Source organism: Thermosyntropha sp. (assembly GCF_017656155.1).
GTDB lineage: Bacteria > Bacillota > Syntrophomonadia > Syntrophomonadales > Syntrophomonadaceae > Thermosyntropha.
The window spans coordinates 345,640-364,539 of the sequence record NZ_JACDOH010000001.1 but is presented as its reverse complement, the minus strand read 5'-3'; the positions used below and the strand labels follow the sequence as shown (position 1 = coordinate 364,539).

The 18,900-nt window shown below is 40.8% G+C and carries 18 protein-coding genes, 1 pseudogene and 2 riboswitches; of the genes and pseudogenes, 5 read left to right on the top strand and 14 right to left on the bottom strand.

Annotation, left to right across the window (positions count from 1 at the left end; genetic code table 11):
- Positions 1 to 10 precede the first annotated feature (10 nt).
- The 10 genes from purN to H0Z36_RS01860 all read right to left on the bottom strand — a co-directional run bounded on the left by purN (position 11) and on the right by H0Z36_RS01860 (position 9,277).
- Positions 11 to 691, bottom strand: a complete 681-nt coding sequence (gene purN / locus H0Z36_RS01905; protein ID WP_296863345.1) for a phosphoribosylglycinamide formyltransferase — start codon at positions 689 to 691, stop codon at positions 11 to 13.
- On the bottom strand, positions 688 to 1,725 hold the full coding sequence (gene purM / locus H0Z36_RS01900; protein ID WP_296863344.1) for a phosphoribosylformylglycinamidine cyclo-ligase: 1,038 nt from the start codon (positions 1,723 to 1,725) through the stop codon (positions 688 to 690). The genes purN and purM overlap by 4 nt, the downstream gene beginning before the upstream one ends.
- Before the next feature lie 3 nt (positions 1,726 to 1,728).
- Positions 1,729 to 3,126 carry an amidophosphoribosyltransferase gene (gene purF, locus H0Z36_RS01895; protein ID WP_296863343.1) on the bottom strand — a complete coding sequence of 466 codons (1,398 nt, stop codon included), beginning with the start codon at positions 3,124 to 3,126 and terminating at the stop codon, positions 1,729 to 1,731.
- Entirely contained in the window at positions 3,111 to 5,306 is a 2,196-nt protein-coding gene (gene purL, locus H0Z36_RS01890) for a phosphoribosylformylglycinamidine synthase subunit PurL (RefSeq protein WP_296863342.1), read from the bottom strand. The genes purF and purL overlap by 16 nt, the downstream gene beginning before the upstream one ends.
- On the bottom strand, positions 5,303 to 6,004 hold the full coding sequence (purQ, locus tag H0Z36_RS01885) for a phosphoribosylformylglycinamidine synthase subunit PurQ (RefSeq protein ID WP_296863371.1): 702 nt from the start codon (positions 6,002 to 6,004) through the stop codon (positions 5,303 to 5,305). Before purQ ends, purL begins: the two co-directional genes overlap by 4 nt.
- 4 nt (positions 6,005 to 6,008) lie before the next feature.
- Positions 6,009 to 6,269 (bottom strand): phosphoribosylformylglycinamidine synthase subunit PurS, encoded by a 261-nt coding sequence (gene purS / locus H0Z36_RS01880; protein ID WP_296863341.1) that lies wholly within the window; start codon positions 6,267 to 6,269, stop codon positions 6,009 to 6,011.
- Between the two features lie 25 nt (positions 6,270 to 6,294).
- Positions 6,295 to 7,011, bottom strand: a complete 717-nt coding sequence (gene purC / locus H0Z36_RS01875) for a phosphoribosylaminoimidazolesuccinocarboxamide synthase (protein WP_296863340.1) — start codon at positions 7,009 to 7,011, stop codon at positions 6,295 to 6,297.
- A 21-nt stretch (positions 7,012 to 7,032) separates the two neighbouring features.
- Positions 7,033 to 8,328 (bottom strand): adenylosuccinate lyase, encoded by a 1,296-nt coding sequence (gene purB, locus H0Z36_RS01870; RefSeq protein WP_296863339.1) that lies wholly within the window; start codon positions 8,326 to 8,328, stop codon positions 7,033 to 7,035.
- On the bottom strand, positions 8,329 to 8,850 hold the full coding sequence (gene purE, locus H0Z36_RS01865; protein ID WP_296863368.1) for a 5-(carboxyamino)imidazole ribonucleotide mutase: 522 nt from the start codon (positions 8,848 to 8,850) through the stop codon (positions 8,329 to 8,331). It lies immediately after the preceding gene.
- Between the two features lie 241 nt (positions 8,851 to 9,091).
- Positions 9,092 to 9,277 carry a hypothetical protein gene (locus H0Z36_RS01860; protein WP_296863338.1) on the bottom strand — a complete coding sequence of 62 codons (186 nt, stop codon included), beginning with the start codon at positions 9,275 to 9,277 and terminating at the stop codon, positions 9,092 to 9,094.
- A gap of 134 nt (positions 9,278 to 9,411) precedes the next feature.
- On the opposite strand from H0Z36_RS01860, the gene H0Z36_RS01855 reads away from it, so the two are divergent.
- From H0Z36_RS01855 to thiE, 3 genes are all read left to right on the top strand, one after another.
- Positions 9,412 to 9,975, top strand: coding sequence for a GerMN domain-containing protein (locus H0Z36_RS01855; RefSeq protein WP_296863337.1), 564 nt, complete (start codon positions 9,412 to 9,414; stop codon positions 9,973 to 9,975).
- A gap of 27 nt (positions 9,976 to 10,002) precedes the next feature.
- Positions 10,003 to 10,107, top strand: a riboswitch (TPP riboswitch).
- Between the two features lie 67 nt (positions 10,108 to 10,174).
- On the top strand, positions 10,175 to 10,969 hold the full coding sequence (gene thiD / locus H0Z36_RS01850; protein WP_296863336.1) for a bifunctional hydroxymethylpyrimidine kinase/phosphomethylpyrimidine kinase: 795 nt from the start codon (positions 10,175 to 10,177) through the stop codon (positions 10,967 to 10,969).
- Position 10,970: 1 nt separating this feature from the next.
- Complete coding sequence (thiE, locus tag H0Z36_RS01845; protein WP_296863335.1) at positions 10,971 to 11,597, top strand: thiamine phosphate synthase; 627 nt, start codon at positions 10,971 to 10,973, stop codon at positions 11,595 to 11,597.
- A 348-nt stretch (positions 11,598 to 11,945) separates the two neighbouring features.
- Here the strand turns inward: thiE and thiC are convergent, their stop codons facing one another.
- Complete coding sequence (gene thiC / locus H0Z36_RS01840) at positions 11,946 to 13,226, bottom strand: phosphomethylpyrimidine synthase ThiC (protein WP_296863366.1); 1,281 nt, start codon at positions 13,224 to 13,226, stop codon at positions 11,946 to 11,948.
- Between the two features lie 14 nt (positions 13,227 to 13,240).
- Positions 13,241 to 14,029, bottom strand: coding sequence for a sulfide-dependent adenosine diphosphate thiazole synthase (locus H0Z36_RS01835; protein WP_296863334.1), 789 nt, complete (start codon positions 14,027 to 14,029; stop codon positions 13,241 to 13,243).
- A gap of 150 nt (positions 14,030 to 14,179) precedes the next feature.
- A riboswitch (TPP riboswitch) is annotated at positions 14,180 to 14,269 on the bottom strand.
- A gap of 769 nt (positions 14,270 to 15,038) precedes the next feature.
- On the opposite strand from H0Z36_RS01835, the pseudogene H0Z36_RS01830 reads away from it, so the two are divergent.
- Both H0Z36_RS01830 and H0Z36_RS01825 read left to right on the top strand, forming a co-directional pair.
- Positions 15,039 to 15,221, top strand: a pseudogene (locus H0Z36_RS01830) (3D domain-containing protein); the annotation flags it as partial.
- Positions 15,222 to 15,481: 260 nt separating this feature from the next.
- Positions 15,482 to 16,360: a hypothetical protein gene (locus tag H0Z36_RS01825; RefSeq protein ID WP_296863333.1), complete on the top strand. Its 879-nt coding sequence runs from the start codon at positions 15,482 to 15,484 to the stop codon at positions 16,358 to 16,360.
- 175 nt (positions 16,361 to 16,535) lie between these two features.
- Here the strand turns inward: H0Z36_RS01825 and guaA are convergent, their stop codons facing one another.
- Positions 16,536 to 18,068, bottom strand: coding sequence for a glutamine-hydrolyzing GMP synthase (gene guaA, locus H0Z36_RS01820; protein ID WP_296863332.1), 1,533 nt, complete (start codon positions 18,066 to 18,068; stop codon positions 16,536 to 16,538).
- Positions 18,069 to 18,078: 10 nt separating this feature from the next.
- Positions 18,079 to 18,618: a hypoxanthine phosphoribosyltransferase gene (gene hpt, locus H0Z36_RS01815; RefSeq protein WP_296863331.1), complete on the bottom strand. Its 540-nt coding sequence runs from the start codon at positions 18,616 to 18,618 to the stop codon at positions 18,079 to 18,081.
- Positions 18,619 to 18,900 lie beyond the last annotated feature (282 nt).

Here is an 18,900-nt window from a genome sequence, read left to right as displayed (position 1 = left end):
CGCTGGGTTTCTATGATTGCTTAAGCTTTTTCATCATATTTAAGTTAACAGCACCTTTTCTTTCATCCATGATAATTATCCTTCGCCCTTCGAGATAAACCCGACCTTCACTTAAAAGCTTAATAGCCTGCCAATAAATCTTATGTTCTTCCTGCAAAATCCGCTCAGATAAACTTTCTACCGTATCATCCTGGTAAACTGGCACAACTGCCTGCAAAATAATAGGCCCGGTGTCCATGCCTTCATCAACTATGTGCACAGTACATCCGCTATATCTCACACCATATTCTAAAGCCTGCCTCTGGGCATCAAGTCCAGTAAAAGAAGGTAAAAGAGCAGGATGAATATTTACTATCCGCAGGGGATAAGCCTTTAGCACCGTTTTTCCTAAAAGCCGCATATAGCCGGCTAAAACAATCAGATCAACTTCATACTCCTTAAGAACAGTAACTATTCTTTTTTCAAAGCTTTCTTTGTTTTCAAAAAGGGCAGGATCAATTAAAACAGAGTCTATTCCTCTCTCTTCAGCCTTTTTTAAAGCCGGGGCATCTTTTTTATCACTTATCAAAACCTTGATTTCAGCATTCAATTTTTCCTCTTTAATAGCCTCATATATAGCCAAAAAATTGCTCCCCCTTCCGGAGGCCAAGACCCCAAGCTTAAGTTTTCCCGGCTTTATTACCTGTATCATATAATCCTAACCCTTTCTTCTCCTTTTTCGACCTTGCCTATTACTATAGGCTTTTCTTCTCTAATATGCAAATGATTTAAAACTTTATCAAGGTGATGTGGTGCAGTTATAATTAAAAATCCTGTCCCAAGATTAAAAGTTCTAAACATTTCTTCTTTTTTCACCCTTCCCCATTTTTCAATCAGCCTGAATACCGGCAAAATCGGCAAACGACTGCTTTCTATCACTCCGGTAAGCCCTGTCGGAATTATTCGGGATAAGTTTTCCGGTATCCCTCCGCCGGTAATATGAGCCATACCTTTTATCTCTACCACGTCTAAAAGAGGAAGCACAGATTTTACATATATTCGGGTAGGGGTTAAAAGCTCTTCTCCCAAGGTTTTCCCCAGTTCTTTAATATTCTCACCAAGCTTAAACCCGGCTTCTTCTAAAAGAACCTTGCGGGCTAAAGAATAACCGTTGGAATGAAGACCGGAAGAAGGAAGGGCTATTATAATATCACCCTCTTCTATCCTGCTTCCGTCAATGAGCCTTGATTTTTCAACTACCCCTACGGCAAAACCGGCCAAATCATATTCATCTTCGCCGTAAAGACCCGGCATTTCTGCGGTTTCCCCACCTATTAAACTGCAGCCTGCTTCAAGACAACCCATACTTACTCCTTTTACTAAGTCCTCGACCACTTCAGACTTTAATTTGCCAACTGCTATATAATCCAGGAAAAATAAAGGCTCGGCTCCATGAACCAAAATATCGTTTACACACATAGCGACAAGGTCAATGCCTACGGTATCATGTTTATTCAAAAGCTGGGCAATTTTAAGCTTAGTTCCTACTCCATCAGTCCCCGAAACTAAAACTGGCTCGCGGTACTTATTAATATCCAGGGCAAAAAAACCGCCAAAAGCCCCTATACCTGACAAAACTTCCGGTCTCTTAGTCATTTCCACCCATTTTTTTATCATCTCTACCGATTTATTGGCCGCATCAATATCTACCCCGGCCTCTTTATAAGTCATTGTTTTATTTTCCATAGTCTACCTCCCTCTCTCCTGAGGTTGGACTGGATAATTTCCGCTGAAGCAGGCCGCACAGAAAAATTTATCATCCCGTTTTAATGCTGAAAACATGCCTTCCATGCTTATATAATAAAGACTGTCAGCACCTATAAACTGGCGTATAGCCTCAATATCCATCTTGTTTGCAATAAGCTCTTCCCTGCGGGAAGTATCTATGCCGTAGTAGCATGGGAAGCGGGTAGGCGAAGATGCTATCAGCATGTGTATCTCTTTAGCCCCTGCCTCCCTAAGCATTTGAATTATCTTTTTACTGGTAGTTCCCCGAACAATTGAGTCATCAATCATAATAAGACGCTTATCCTTAACAACTTCTTCAATGGCATTAAGCTTGAGCCTTACCCCGAGCTCACGCATCTGCTGTGTAGGCTGGATAAAAGTCCTTCCTACATACCTGTTCTTCATAAGCCCTTCTTCAAAAGGAAGTCCTGATTCGTCCGCATATCCTAAAGCCGATGCTGTCCCGGAATCAGGTACTGATATAACCAGATCGGCATCTATTTTATTTTCCCGTGCTAACTGTTTTCCCAGTTCTCTTCTGGCTTTATATACATTAATTCCATCCAGCGTGCTGTCAGGACGGGCAAAATAAATATATTCAAAGATACAGTGGGCACGAACCGGAAGATTAACCGCCCTTATTGAATGTAATCCTTCTTCATCAATGACTATAATCTCTCCAGGCTCCACATCGCGTATAAAATCAGCACCTACCGTATCTAAAGCTGCCGACTCAGAAGCTAAAACATAGCTGTTATTAATAGCTCCCAAACAAAGAGGGCGTATTCCCAAAGGATCCCTTACCCCTACCAACCTATCTTCCGTCATTATTAAAAGGGAATAGGCTCCCTTCATATCAATCATGCATTTAGCCAGAGCATCTTCCATCTTGTCCTGGGAATAGCGGGCAAGAAGGTTTGCTACCACTTCAGTATCCGTAGTAGTTTGAAAAACTGAACCATAAGTAGCCAGACGCTTTCTTAAGCCTTCGGCATTAACCAGGTTCCCATTATGAGCAAGGGCTACCATCCCGTTAAGATAATGAAATAGTAAAGGCTGGGCATTTACCGCGCTGCTCTCGCCGGTAGTGGAATAACGGACATGCCCTATCGCAATATGGCCATTTAAGCTGGATATGTTCTCACTGCGGATGACCTCGGTAACCAGTCCCATTCCTTTGGTCAATTTAATCCTTTTTCCATCAGATACAGCAATACCCGCACTCTCCTGTCCCCTGTGCTGAAGGGCATAAAGTCCGTAAAAAGCAGTCCTTGCCACATCAATATCGTTCTTTTCCCTGGCAAATATGCCAAAAACCCCACACTCATGCCGAAGCTTATCATCTATTTCATTAAACATTGAAGCCTTTCCCCCCAAATCTGCCGGGCTTCCTCCAAATTTAAGCTTACAGCTTCATTTTCTTCCCCGGCTATAATAATCTCCTCACCGCCTGTTCTTCCCAGGACATGCACCTCAATCCCCCACTTAGATGACACTTCTTTAAGTTTGGAAATATTATCTTTATTAAGGCTTACAACTGCTCGGGTAGGAGCTTCGGAAAACAGAATTCCTGCATCAAGCGATTCAAGTTTAACACTAAAACCTATTCCGCCCTTTATGGCAGACTCAGCTAAGGCGACCGCCAGGCCTCCTTCGCTTATATCGTGGCATGATGACAGGACTTTAAGAGATGTCAGTTCTAAAAGCAGGTTGATGAGACTTTTCTCCTCCTCCAAATCTACTTCCGGAACCCTTCCGCTCTCCATACCGTGACAGACATAAAGATATTCAGATCCTCCAAGCTCCCGGCGCAATCTTCCTAAAAGGCAGATAATATCCCCTTCATTTTTAAAAGCCATATCACGGCGGTTTTCAATATCTTCGAGAAGCCCAACCATGCCTACTACCGGGGTAGGATAAACTGCTCCATTGCTGCTCTCGTTATAAAGGCTTACATTTCCGCTTACTACCGGAGTTCCTAAAAATTCAGCCGCTTTTGCCATGCCTTTTACAGCCTCTTTAAACTGCCAGTAAATCTCTGGTTTTTCCGGATTGCCAAAATTAAGACAGTTGGTTAAGGCTAAAGGCTTGGCCCCTACACACGCTAAGTTGCGGGCAGCTTCACATACTGTCATCATTCCGCCTTCATAAGGGTTAAGATAAACCATGCGACTGTTGCAGTCGGTAGAGGCGGCAAAACCCTTTTTAGTCCCCTTAATTCGCAAAACTGCCGCATCCCCATCCCCTGGCACAACTACTGTATTAGTCATAACCTGATAATCATACTGCGAAAAAACCCATTTCTTGCTGGCAATATTAGGCGAAGCCAAAAGCTTCTTAAAGGCTTCCGTCAAATTTACTGAAAGCAGCTCATCTTCGTTCAATCCCTGCACTTTTCGGTAATAATCAGGTTTTATTCCTTCTCTTACATAAACTGGACATCCTTCGGTAAGGGCAACTACCGGAACCGCTGCAACCTCTTTTTCCCCCTCAAATACCCGGAAAATGCCATCATCAGTAACCTGTCCAATAACTACGGCATCTAAACCCCATTTATCAAAGATTTCAGCAATCCTTTTCTCTTTGCCTTCTTTTGGAATAACCAGCATCCGTTCCTGGGATTCGGAAAGCATTACTTCATAGGGAGTCATACCTTCTTCTCGTCGCGGAACCTTTAAAACATCAATTACCACCCCGCACCCCTCTTTGCTTGCAGTTTCCGCAACCGAGCTTACAAGCCCTGCCGCCCCTAAGTCCTGCATCCCGTCTATTAAGTCTTCCTTTATAAGCTCTAAACACGCTTCAATCAATAGCTTTTCCATAAAAGGATCTCCCACCTGGACAGCAGGTCTTTTAGCAGTTGATTCTTCCGAAAGTTCTTCTGAAGCAAAAGTAGCTCCATGGATACCATCTCTTCCCGTCTTGGCCCCCACCAGCATTATCGGGCTTCCTATTCTGCTGGCCACAGCTCTTTTTATTTCATCTTTCTTAACCAGTCCTATGCACATGGCATTAACCAGAGGATTTTCCTTATAGCAGTCATTAAAATAAATTTCTCCTCCAACCGTCGGTATGCCAAGACAGTTGCCGTAATCCCCTATTCCAGCGACTACTCCGGCCAAAAGCTCTTTTACCCTTTCATCATACGGTTCTCCAAAACGCAGGGAATTTAATAAAGCAACCGGTCTTGCTCCCATGGTAAATATATCCCGGACTATGCCTCCCACCCCGGTTGCTGCTCCCTGGTAAGGTTCTATAGCCGAAGGATGGTTGTGGCTTTCAATCTTGAAAACTAGCGCATCATTATCTCCTATGTCTATCACCCCGGCATTTTCACCAGGTCCTTGAATCACATGTTCACCTTTAGTCGGGAAAAGCTTTAGAAGTGGACGGGAATTTTTATAGCCGCAATGCTCCGACCACATAACGGAAAACATGCCTAGCTCCAGCTCATTAGGCTCCCTTCCCATAAAATCAAGAATCATCCTGTATTCATCATCACCTATCCCTAAATCCCGGTATGACATATTATTCTTCATCTTGATGCCTCCTTTGCCCAATTAATCATGGAAGCAAAAACCTTAAAACCGTCGGTTCCTCCTAACACAGCTTCACTACATCTTTCCGGATGAGGCATCATCCCCAAAACATTTCCTTTTTTATTTATAATGCCAGCAATATTAGCGATAGAACCGTTGGGATTATACTCTTCATCTTCCAATCCTTCCGGGCTTGAGTAGGTAAATATAATCTGCCGATTGGACTTTAAACTTTCCAAGGTTTCGGGATCACAGTAATAATTGCCTTCACCATGTGCAATCGGGATTTTTATAACTTCTCCTTCAGAAAATAGATGGGTAAATGGTGTGTCTGTGCGGCTTACTTTGAGATGAACCTGATCGCAGATAAATTTAAGGCTTTTATTGCGAAGCATCGCTCCCGGTAAAAGTCCGGCCTCTAAAAGGATTTGAAAGCCGTTGCATATGCCTATAACTAATCCGCCTTTATCAGCAAATTCCTTCACTGCCGACATAACCGGCGAAAAGCGGGCAATAGCCCCTGCCCTCAAATAATCGCCGTAAGAAAATCCCCCCGGCAAAATAACCGCATCAAAAGAACTTAAATCCCTTTCCTTATGCCATACATAAAAAGCTTCCTCATGCATCACATCTTTTATCACATAATAGCAGTCTGCATCACAATTAGAGCCGGGAAAAACCACAATACCAAATCTCATAGCCTTATTCACCCTCCACAATCTTAACCCGGTAATCTTCGATCACCGGATTAGCCAAAAGCTCTTTACTCATCTTTTCTGCCTGTCTTAAAGCATCTTCCCGGCTTTCGGCATCTAGCCATACTTCAATGAATTTCCCAATTCTAACTTCATTTACTCCTTCATATCCCATAACATTGAGGGATTTTTTCACTGCTTCCCCTTTAGGATCTAAAACCCCAGGCTTTAAAACTACAAAAACATCAACTTTATACAAAATGCTCACCCTCCCTTAAATTGACAGGCTCCTCTTAACCTAATTTAGCCTCTATCCTGCGCACTACCTCCATGTATGCCTCTTCCTCTTTCCCCAGATTACGGCGGAAGCGATCCTTGTCCAGTTTTTCAAGGCTCTCCTTATCCCAGAGCCGGCAGGTATCGGGAGATATTTCATCTCCTAAAATGACCCTGCCATCTAAACGTCCAAATTCCAGCTTATAGTCAACCAGTATAATCCCTATGCTGTCAAAGAAATGAACTAAAACCTGATTTATTTTAAGAGCCTTTTCCTGCATCTCTTTAAGCTCATTCCGGGTAGCCCATCCCATAACTTCCGCATGGTATTCGTTTATCATCGGGTCTCCCAGTTCGTCGTTTTTATAATAAAGCTCAATTATCGTCCCCTTAAGGTCAGTTCCTTCCTCTATCCCTAGTCTTTTGGCAAGACTTCCCGCCACCTTATTGCGAACTACTATCTCAACTGGTATCATATCGAGTTTTTTAACCAGAACATTGCGTTCATCCAAAGGTTCAATAAGATGGGTTTCCACTCCGTTTTCCTCTAAAAGGCGGAATAAAAGGTTAGAAACCCGGTTATTCATAATTCCTTTGTTATTTATGATGCCTTTCTTAGCCCCGTCAAAAGCAGTAGCATCATCTTTGTAATACATCCACAACACTTTAGGGTCCTCTGTTGCATAAATCTTTTTAGCTTTCCCTTCATACAAAAATTCTCCTCTAACCGCCATTACCAAATCCCTCCCGCTATTTTATTCAAGACCACACCGCTTAAAGATATAATCAACATTTTGCGTATATAAAGAAAGATCGAAAACAGCTTCCAGTTCATCCGGGGTAATAATGCCCATAATCTCATCATCATTCAAAACAAGCTCTTTAAAATCAAGCCTTTCCTTCCAGCTTCTCATGGCATTTCTCTGCACCATCCTATAAGCCTCTTCCCTCAAAATCCCTTTCTTGACCAGAGCCAGCATAAGCTCCTGGGAAAAAACTAATCCCCGTGTCTTATTAATATTTTCCAGCATGTTATCTTCATAGACCACTAATCCTTCCATAATTCCTATAAATTTTGCCAGCATATAATCAACCAGAATACAACTGTCGGGAATAATAACCCTTTCCACTGAAGAATGGGTCAAATCCCGTTCATGCCAAAGGGCAACATTTTCCATGGCAGCCAGGGCATTCCCCCTTACTACCCGAGAAAGTCCGGCCACCCTCTCACTCATCATAGGATTGCGCTTGTGGGGCATGGCGGAAGAGCCTTTCTGCCCTTTGCGAAAAGGCTCTTCAACTTCTAAAATATCAGTTCTCTGAAGATTTCTGATTTCAGTTGCCATTTTTTCTAAAGAACTGGCTATAACCGCAAGAGTGCACATAAACTGGGCGTGGCGATCACGCTGTATAATCTGGGTTGATACCGGACAAGGCTTTAAACCCAGCTTTTCACATACATACTCTTCTACCCGGGGGTCAAGATGGGCAAAATTGCCTACCGCTCCCGAAATAGCCCCGTAAGATATCATTTCTTTAGCCTGTTTAAGCCTTTCGATATTTCTCTCTATCTCCGTATACCACAAAGCCATCTTAAGCCCAAAAGTAGTAGGTTCTCCATGTATTCCATGGGTTCGACCGATAATCAGAGTATATTTGTATTTTTTGGCTTTTTCTCCTACTACTTCTTTAAGCTGAGCCAGCTTTTTCAGTATAAGATCAGCTGAATCCCGCATCTGCATAGCAAGCCCTGTATCTAATATATCAGAAGAAGTCATACCTAAATGGATATACTTTGATTCTTCCCCTACATATTCTGCAACATTGGTAAGAAAGGCAATAACATCATGATGAACCTCAGCCTCAATCTCTCTTATACGCTCAATATTAAAGTCAGCCTTTTTCTTTATAGCTTCTACTGCTTCTTCAGGAATATGGCCCAAAAGAGCCCATGCTTCACAGGCGGCAATTTCAATCTTAAGCCAGTTGTTAAGCTTATTTTTTTCGCTCCAAATATGACCCATTTCCGGCAAGGTATATCTCTCAATCATTTACTTTCCTCCCTTTTGCTCTAAATAAGCTGTAGCCCCAAGCTCTTGAAGTTTGGTATCCTTATCTTTTACTTCCTCTGCCATTTTTCGGCGGTAATTTTTTATATTTTGCCTTATTTTCTCATCATTTACCCCAATTATTTCAGCCGCAAGTATAGCAGCATTGGCACTGCCGTTAATGGCAACAGTAGCAACCGGAATTCCTCTAGGCATCTGTACGATAGAATAAAGCGAATCTACTCCGGATAAAGTCGAGGTCTTAATCGGAACACCTATAACTGGCAGAACGGTATAAGCCGCAATCACTCCTGGAAGATGAGCAGCCCCTCCAGCACCGGCAATAATTACATCAAAACCTCTTTCTTCAGCTCTTTCCGCATATTCAGCCGTCTCCTTCGGCAGTCGGTGGGCGGAACAAACCTTGAATTCATATTCTATCCCTAGCTTTTCCAAAATATCTGCGGCTTCTTTCATAACCGGCAGATCAGAATCACTCCCCATAATAATGCCAACTTTAGGCATCATATCCCTCCCTCAAATTAAAATTAAAAAGCCCAAGGGACAGGTTCGAAACGAAACCTGTCCGCCTGGGCTTTTATCCCTATACGGTGTAGTGCCTGTCCAGTACAAGCACCTGTGCCACTTGGACCAGACCATGCTGTGCATGCGGAACCCTAGGCACACTTTCGCGTTTCTCCTATTAAGTTTTATATTTTGATACTAACAAAGGTTAAGCTTCCTGTCAACGAAGTTAATAAAAGATTTACAAATCTTTAAGGACAGCTTTAACTTTATTTATTTCCTCTTTCAAAAGATAAGCTTCCCGGACGATTTCTTCCGGCTGCCCATCTCTATTCATTATTTTATCTATTTCCTGTTCAATTTCTTCCCACCGTGAAACTAAATTTTCTGTTACTATGTCAATAAATTGTTTTAAATTATCCGTCAAATACCTCTCCTCCCATTTGCTTTTAGCTTTTATTTTTCCCGTAAAAACTGTAAGATATACATATATAGAGCGTAGTTAGTTTTATAAACGTGTCCAATCACCATTAAAATACATATTCGGGAAAGGATGATACTATGAAAAAAAACAAAATCCTTTATCTTTTTCTTACAGTTTTTTTTATAAGCACTCTTCTCCTTACTAATGGCTGCAAGCTCTTCGATTCTTCTTCAGAAAAAACTCCTGAACCTCCAAAAACACAGTTAACAGCCAAAAAAATAACTTTGTATTTTTCAGATAAAGATGCCATTTATCTAGTGCCGGAAATCAGAGAAGTAAAAATTGATAAAAACGCAGATAAAACTGATTTAGCCGAAAAAATTGTTAAAGAGCTCATAAAAGGCCCTGAAGATGAAAATTTATTCCGGACTATCCCTCCAGAAGCTAAACTCTTAGGAATAGAAATAAAAGATGAGATTGCCTATGCAGACTTTTCAGAGGAAATAAAAACAAAACACTGGGGAGGAAGCACGGGTGAGACCATGACAGTAATGTCAATAGTAAATTCTCTTACTGAACTTGAAGGTATAAAAAAAGTTCAGATATTAATCGAAGGAAAAACTGAAGAAACCCTTGTCGGTCATCTCTATACAAAGGAACCCTTGGAAAGGGATAAAAACATAATCAAACCTCAAGATTAAATGCTGCTTTCTGATTAAAATTTAATAATTTAGCGCTGGGGGAGCCTTTAAGGGCTGAGACTGAAGTTTGCTTCAGAACCCTTAGAACCTGATCTGGATAATGCCAGCGAAGGGAAGCATTTATAAACATAAAAGGGTAAACCTTCTTTTTGGCTGGTTTACCCTTTTATATTTTTTATAAATTAAGGGAGGAGATAAAGTGCTAAAAGTATTAACTATCGCCGGTTCAGATTCCTGCAGCGGCGCCGGAATCCAGGCGGATTTAAAAACCATATCCTCTTTAGGCGGATACGGACTTTGTGTCATAACCGCAGTTACCGCCCAGAATACCCGTCAGGTTTCAGCTGTGCAGGAAATAAACCCTAATATAGTTAAAGCTCAGCTGGAAGCAATATTTAACGACATCCCCATCGATGCAGTAAAAATAGGCATGCTTTACAGCCCTGAAATTATAAAAATCACCGCTTCATTTTTAAAACAAATAAATCCTTCTATCCCTGTTGTTCTCGATCCGGTTATGGTAGCCAAAAGCGGTGATTCCCTGCTCAAAAAAGAAGCTGTCAGCAGAATGGTTGAAGAATTGTTCCCTTTATCCACCGTAATCACTCCCAACCTGCCGGAAGCTGAAGTACTGCTCGGTTATCCCCTTAAAAACATATCTGATATGGAAAAAGGAGCAGCAAAGCTTTTAGAAAAAGGCAGCAAGTGGGTAATCATAAAAGGCGGGCATCTTCCGGAAAACCCCATCGACATAATCGCCGGAGAAAATGGCATTCACCATCTTTTTGGGGAAAAAATCCCGGTAGAAAGCCCTCATGGCACCGGATGCACCTTTTCTTCAGCCCTGGCTTACTATTTAGCGAGGGAAAAAGACATAGTAAAAGCTGCCCAAAAAGCCAAACAATATGTAGAAAAAACCATAAAAGAAAGCTTTACTCCAGGAAAAGGAAGCAGAATACTGAACCACTTTCCCAACAATAAGGAGGGCTTATAGAATGAACAAAATCGATTATTCCATATATCTTATTGCCGACTATGAGCTTTTAGGCAGCTCAAATCCGGTAGATAAAATTCTGTCCGCAGTTCAGGGGGGAGTATCTTTAGTTCAGCTGAGAGCTAAAAATATCCCCGACCGTCAATTCTATGAATTAGCTTGCCTGCTTAAAAAGGAATTAAAAAAATATAAAACCCCTCTTATCATAGATGACCGGGCAGATATAGCTTTAGCAGCAGATGCAGACGGGGTTCATGTAGGACAGAAGGACTTACCCTTAGGAAAAGTGCGCCAAATTATAGGTAGAGATAAAATAATCGGGGCAACTGCCAATACATTAGACCAAGCCCTTGAAGCCGAAAAAGAAGGGGCAGATTATATAGGAATCGGGCCTGTGTTCCCTACCACTACCAAACAAAACCCTGCTCCGGTAGTCGGAACCGAAAAACTCAAAATCATCTGTTCCCATATAAAAATCCCGATAGTAGCTATAGGCGGCATCAACAGCTCCAACTTACCCCGGCTTAAAAACACCGGAGTCAAAGGCATCGCCGTAGCCTCTGCTATATTAAAAGCGGAAAACTGTGCCAAAGCGGCTGAAAAAATAAAAATCATATGGCTGGAATAAAATAATAATAGTAAAACAAGAGAAATGAGCATAATCAGGTAATTTCCAAAATAAAAAAGAAAATCCCAGCCGCTTACCATTTGTGCCGGGGTCTTTTTCCAATTTATTTTTATTCATTACATAGATAGTCCGGTTATCTTTGTTATCAATGATTGTGTTCCTGTTTCAGCTGTTTTTCTTTTTCCTGTTCTCTGCCTTTCTCCATACCCTCTTTTATAAGCTTTTACACAAACTTTTATATAGTTGCAAAAACTGCTGCAACTGGCAAAAATCAAGAGACAGCCAGCATTCGTTTTTGCTGACTGCCTTGCGTTAAAACTAAATATCCTCTATATTTCACTATTTAATTTAAAGCTCTCGGTTAAGCCTCACCGCACAGTAATCCCCGCACATGGAACAGGCCTCTCCTGAACATGTTTCGTGGTTTTTCCTCCGATAAAGCACATCAGCCTTTTCCGGATCCAGCGATAATTTTATTTGTCCTTCCCAGTCCAGATTTTTTCTGGCTTTTGATATTTCTATATCCCTTTTAATAAGCTCTTTTTTCCCCTTGGCTATATCAGCCGCATGAGCAGCCAGTCGGGCAGCAATCACCCCTTCTCTCATATCTTCCTTATCTGGCAGTCCCAAATGCTCAGCCGGTGTTACACAACACAGAAAATCAGCCCCGTAAAAAGCAGCCCATGCTCCCCCTATAGCTGCTCCAATATGATCATAACCAGGAGCTATATCCGTAACCAGAGGTCCTAAAATATAAAAAGGAGCATCATGACATAAAGTTTTTTGCAAATCAACACAAGCCTTTATTCTATCTAATGTCATATGCCCCGGCCCTTCTACCATCACCTGCACCCCGTATTCCCTGGCCTTTTTGACCAATTCACCTAAAATAATCGTCTCTTCAATTTGGGACGGATCATTGGCATCTATTACTGCTCCCGGCCTCATTCCGTCACCCAAACTTAAAACTGTATCATATCTGGCACAAAGTTTTAAAATATCTTCAAAATATTCATAAAAAGGATTTTCTTTGCTGTGTTTTTTCATCCAGGCGGCAGTTATGGCCCCACCTCGGCTTACTATTCCCATAAGCCGGGGATTTTTGTCAAGACAGGCTAAGGATTCCCGGTTTATACCGCAGTGGACGGTTACAAAATCCACCCCGTCTTCAATATGGGTTTCTAAGGCTCTAAACATATCCTCTTCCGTCATAGCCAAAATATCTCCATACTTTTCTTCAGCTTCCGCCGATGCATGATAGATTGGAACAGTTCCCACCGGCACCCCAGCAAGCTCAATAAACCTTCTCCTTATGTCATCTCTCACAGGTCCCAAACTTAAATCCATTACCGTATCTGCTCCGCTCTTCAAGGCTGTTTCAAGCTTTTTCATCTCCTCTTCTACGCAGGAAGCCTCTTTTGACACACCCAGATTGGCATTAACCTTGGTTTTTAGGCCTTTGCCAATCCCGCATACCTTTAAATCCTTATGTTTCAAATTGGCCGGAATGACTATAAAGCCTTCTGCAACCCCCTCTCTTATTTCTTCCGGTGGCAAATCCTCCATTTCGCTTACTTTCTTCATTTCAGGGGTAATTTCTCCTTTTCTGGCTCTAATAAGCTGAGTCATCATATTATCACATCCTATTTAAAATTATTTTTTATATAGTCTTCTGCCAGACAGGCTGCTTTCCGCCCTGAAAGAAGCATACCTCCAAAAATCGGACCCATACGCGGAGTTTGCCACAGTGAGCTTACACTCATTCCGGCAGCTATAAGCCCTGGGGTTACAAAATCAGTATATTCTACTACCAGCTCTTCCCCTTTTTCCGCCCACATAGAAGCGGTTTTAATCCTCATTCTATCATCAATCGGCAAACTGCTCCCTGATTTATCAAGCCAGGTATTTACCACCCGGGCATCATGTCCGGTAGCATCAATTACCACCTTTGCTCCAACCGTTAAGGGATCAACATGCATCCCCAGGTTTACAACCGGTGTCCAGTTTATAACTACCCCGCACACCCGGTTTTCCCGGACCATAACATCTTCCGTGGTTATACCGTTTAAAATTTTGGCTCCTGCTTTGTCGGCTTTGAGAATAAGGCTGGCCACCGCCCGGTAGGAAGGAGCTACCAGATAGCCTTTTTCATTTTCCCGATATTCTATGCCCAACTCATTCAAAATATCTCCGGCTTCTTTTTGAAAAACTATCTGGTTAAAAAGCATTCCTCCTCCCCACATGCCTCCGCCCGGAGAAAGCCTGCTTTCAAAAATTACTGTTCTTAACCCTTTAGACGCAGTATAATAACCTGCCGTCAGCCCGGCCGGTCCTCCTCCTACAATAGCCACATCACAATCCAAAATTTCGCTGGTGAAAGCATAATACTCATCAATAATAGAACGCGAGATATTAATATCATTGATAGCCATTACAATTCCTCCCCATTTTTTAACTCAAATACCAGGCAGCGTGGGGGACTCATTTTCGGCTAAATACTCTTTATTCAAAAATCTATACCTCTTTATCCCCCCTTTCCATAAAAAAACCTGACGCACCAGAAAAGGCAAGCGTCAGGTATAATAATCCTGTGCTGCGCTCCCTTCGCTGGTATTATCCAGTTCAGGTTCAAAGGGTATAATCTCAGCCCTGCGGCACCCCTGCGCATACCTGGTATTTTGTTGTTTATATTTTATATACTATAATCCAAGGCTTTCATAAAATCAATCGTTAATTTTATAATTTTTACTTCAGCCTTTTGAACCGGCTTACGGATCAGTTTATCAGATGAAACACAGTCTAAAGATACGGCATGTTATATTGAAGAAAGGGTAAAATAATATTACTGGTTATACATCCCATCAGGCAGTATAAACTATTATAACAAGGTATTCTTAATTCTACGATTTAATCGTAAAGCTAACAATGGCAAACAAATGTTAAAATCATTTAACCCGGCCTTAAATGATTTGAAATAAAATCGAACATCTAGTAACATTAACAAAGCATTGATAATAAAAATCGTTAAAAGTGCTTCATTAAAGAAGCACTTTTGTGTCCTTAAAGGAGGGATTTTATATGAATAAAAACAAAAAATATTCAGCTTATGGCTTGCTTATATTATGGGCGATTTTAGCTCTGATAACTGCCACTGGATACTTAACCTCAAATATAGATAATGCAATTGCAGCAGAAGAAATTAAAAAAGATAAAGCCGTGGTTAAAAAGGTTGACAATATTGAACCAGAACAAAATATCGAACCAGAAAAAGAAAAAAAAGCCAAAAAAGAAGAATTTAACGAAGCAAAGGAAGAAACTGACGAAAATAAAAAAGTCTACAAAACATTAACTATGGTAGCTACTGCTTATACTGCTGACCCGGCTGAAAACGGTCCCTGGGGGGCTGTAGCTTATGACGGTCAGACCTTAAGAAGAGGCATAGTAGCAGTTGACCCTAATATTATACCTATGGGAACCAGGCTTTATATTGAAGGCTATGGTGAAGCAATTGCAGCTGACCAGGGCAGTGCCATCAAAGGCAATCGTATTGACTTATTCATGGATTCTAAAACAGAAGCTTACAACTGGGGTATGAGAACCGTAAAAGTTATTGTTTTAGACTAGCTAAAAAGGAGCCCTTAACTGCTAAGACAAGGGCTCCTTTTTACTTTTTTTCAATACGGCTATATTTCAACTCCGTTTCACGAAATTTGTAAGCTTTATTTTTTAAACTAAGGTTTTTCGAATCATAATTTTGTAGAACTATACCACCTTAATCTGTGTTAAAATATCCCTAAAAATGTAGTTCATTAAATCCTTAGACGAATCGGCTTCTTTCATGTTTTCATCAAATAAAACCAGCTAATGCAGAAAGGAGTATTTTTTTGCCTCAAATAAACATTAAAGATAAAAATTTTAAAAACTTCACAAAACTTGATTTCAATATTGCTGAAAGAATTAATATTGATTTAGCAGAATCTGATGTAATTGACAATTTGGGAAATTTACAAAACCTTACAAGTGTTAGAAAGTTATTTCTGGGAAAATTTTCAGAAGAAGACTTGTACAACATGATTGAATCAATAGGAATGTTAGACCATCTCAAATCTATGGGATTCTCTGACATTCATCTCGTTATCGATAAGGATGAAAATTACATAAATTACTTAAAACTCTATTGGAAAGATGAAAGCCCTGAAAATCAGCTCCTTGACCTAAGGGTAAGTGAACATATGTTTATGCCCAATAAAGTTTTCTTTGAAGAAGAAGATGAAGTCCAGCCTTATGACATGATTCTTATAGAATGGCTGTCGGCAAGAAACCCCCTCGGAGTCTTTGATGAAAAAAGGCCTCAACTGCCGGGGCAGAGCAGTCCGGGATTAGGTATTCTTAAATACTGTTTTAAAATTCTTTACAATGTGTCAAGCGAAATTTTTAAAGACGGATATTTCGATATTCCCAACCATATACACGGTGCTATTATGTATTCAAAAAAATTCAAATTTTTTGATCCTGTTCAGGAAGCAATGCTCAGAGCAATAATGAGAGACCTTGAAAAATACTCACTTTCCGACATTTCCTGGGGCATAATAACAAAAACAATTATAGATCTTGATGAAAATATACCTGCAGTATATGAACCTAGCGAGCAGGTACACTATATTTCTGATAGAATGAGAAAATATTTTGAATCAAAAAAATATGTTACAACATTTAAAAAATACTACCAAAAGATACTACCAAAAGAAAAAATATCGCCTTAATTATAATGAGATGCTTCGTAAACGCGAAGAAGTTTTGCTTACAACAAAAATTGAAGATCTTTAAAAAACTTTCAGCAGTATATTTTAATTTATTGGGAGGTTGCTAATAACATTTTAAAACATAACAATAACCCCTGTAAGCATTGACAACAAAAGCTTACAGGGGTTTTCTTAACTATTCCCATTCAATTGTTCCCGGCGGTTTGCTGGTTATATCATATACTACCCGGTTTACCCCTTTAACTTCGTTTACTATCCTTCTTGCCATAATATCCAGAAGTTCATAAGGCAAGCGGGCAAATTCTGCTGTCATGGCATCATCACTTACTACCGCCCTGATAATTATTGGATAGGCATAGGTGCGGGCATCGCCCATTACTCCAACACTCTTTATCGGGGGAAGGACAGCAAAAGCCTGCCATAATTCCTGTTCTAACCCAGCCTTTCTTATTTCCTCCCGGACAATTGCATCTGCTTCTCTCAAAATATCCAACTTTTCTTTGGTTACTTCCTCTAAAACCCGGACACCAAGACCAGGCCCCGGGAAAGGCTGACGCCATACAATTTCCCGCGGAAGACCAAGCTTTTCACCGATAATCCTTACTTCATCCTTAAATAAGAGTCGCAAAGGCTCCAAAAGTTCAAATTCCATATCTTCAGGAAGGCCACCTACATTATGGTGGCTTTTTATAGTATGGGCAGTTTTAGTTCCGCTTTCAATTATGTCGGGATATACGGTGCCCTGCACCAAATAATCTATTTCTCCCAGCTTAGCTTTTTCTTCTTCAAATACCCGGATAAATTCTTCGCCGATAATCTTGCGCTTTCTTTCCGGGTCAGTCACCCCGGCTAATTTTTTTAAAAATCTTTCTTCCGCCTGAACAAATACAAGATTCATGCCCATTTGATTTTTAAAGGTTTCAATTACCTGCTCTGCTTCTCCCTTACGCAAAAGACCGTTATCTACAAATACACATACGAGCTGATCTCCTACTGCCTTATGAACCAGGGCAGCTGCCACAGAAGAATCAACTCCACCGCTTAAAGCGCATAAGACCTTTTTGTCTCCAACTTTAGCCTTTATTTCTGCTATGTTTTCAGCAATAAAATCGCTTAAATTCCAATCCCCTCTTAAGCCGGCTATTTTAAACAGGAAATTTTTAAGTATTTCCATACCGAAAACCGTATGTTTTACTTCCGGATGGAACTGAACTCCATACAGTTTTCTTTCCGGGTAGCTCATGGCCGCAACCGGGCAGCTTTCAGTATTGGCAATTATCCTGAACCCCTCCGGCAAACGGTTTACCGAATCGCCATGGCTCATCCAAACCTGCATTTCCTTATCTAATCCCTCAAAAAGAAGGTCATCTTCTATAACCTTAAGATAACTGCGTCCATATTCCCTTACACTGCTTTCCCCCACTATTCCGCCCAATTGATGAGCCATAAGCTGCATACCGTAGCATATACCCAAAACAGGTATACCCATTTCAAAAATACGCGAATCACAGACCGGGGCATCTTCTACATGAACGCTTGAAGGCCCTCCGGTAAGTATAATCGCAGCAGGGGATTTAGCCTTAATCTCTTCAAAAGAAATATCAAATGGAACCATTTCACTATAAACTGATAATTCCCTTACCCGTCTTGCAATAAGCTGATTATATTGTCCTCCAAAATCTAAAACTAAAACTAACTCCTTTTTCATCGCTACACCTCTACTTTTGATAAACTGAAGGCTTTAAAATACAAATATCCTGATAATTGCGGTATTTTTCCGCATAGTCTATGCCGTAACCTACAATAAACTCATCTGGTATGATAAATCCTACATAGTCAGGATTAATATCTGTAGTTCTGCGAGCCGGCTTATCCAAAAGGCAACAGGTTCTAACGCTCTTAGGCCCTCTTTTTAAGAGCATGTCTTTTATATATTTTAAAGTAAGTCCAGTGTCAATTATATCTTCTACCACCAGGACATCTTTGTCTTTTATAGAATAATCCAAATCCTTTAAAATACGCACTTCGCCTGAAGAAACAGTAGACATTCCGTAGCTGGATACATCCATAAAATCAAGTTCAAGGGGGATATCAATTTCCCTTATCAAATCTGCCATAAAAACAAAAGCACCTTTCAATATTCCTACCAGTAAAAGATTTTTGCCCTGATAATCCTCGCTGATCTTTTTCCCTAATTCCTTCACCTTCTCCTTTACAGTTTCCCTGTCATATAATATTTCCACATCGTTAAGATTCATTATATCCCTCCTTATATGAAGGATTATATCAACAACTTTTCTTCGGTGCAAATAAATAATATCAGAGATCTGTCCCGGCTTTTCTTTCTTTATTTTTTATGTCTCATGGTCTGCCATAGCAGGAGGGAATGGAATAGTCCATCGAAACATATCAAGGCATGGCGGGAGCTTCGGTTGGTGCTCATTCCGATCCAGGAGCTATTGGAATAGGTATTATGGAAGGATAAACAAAAAAAAGGACAAATCCCACCCTGTCACCCCAACGACCATTCAAAGCTAATA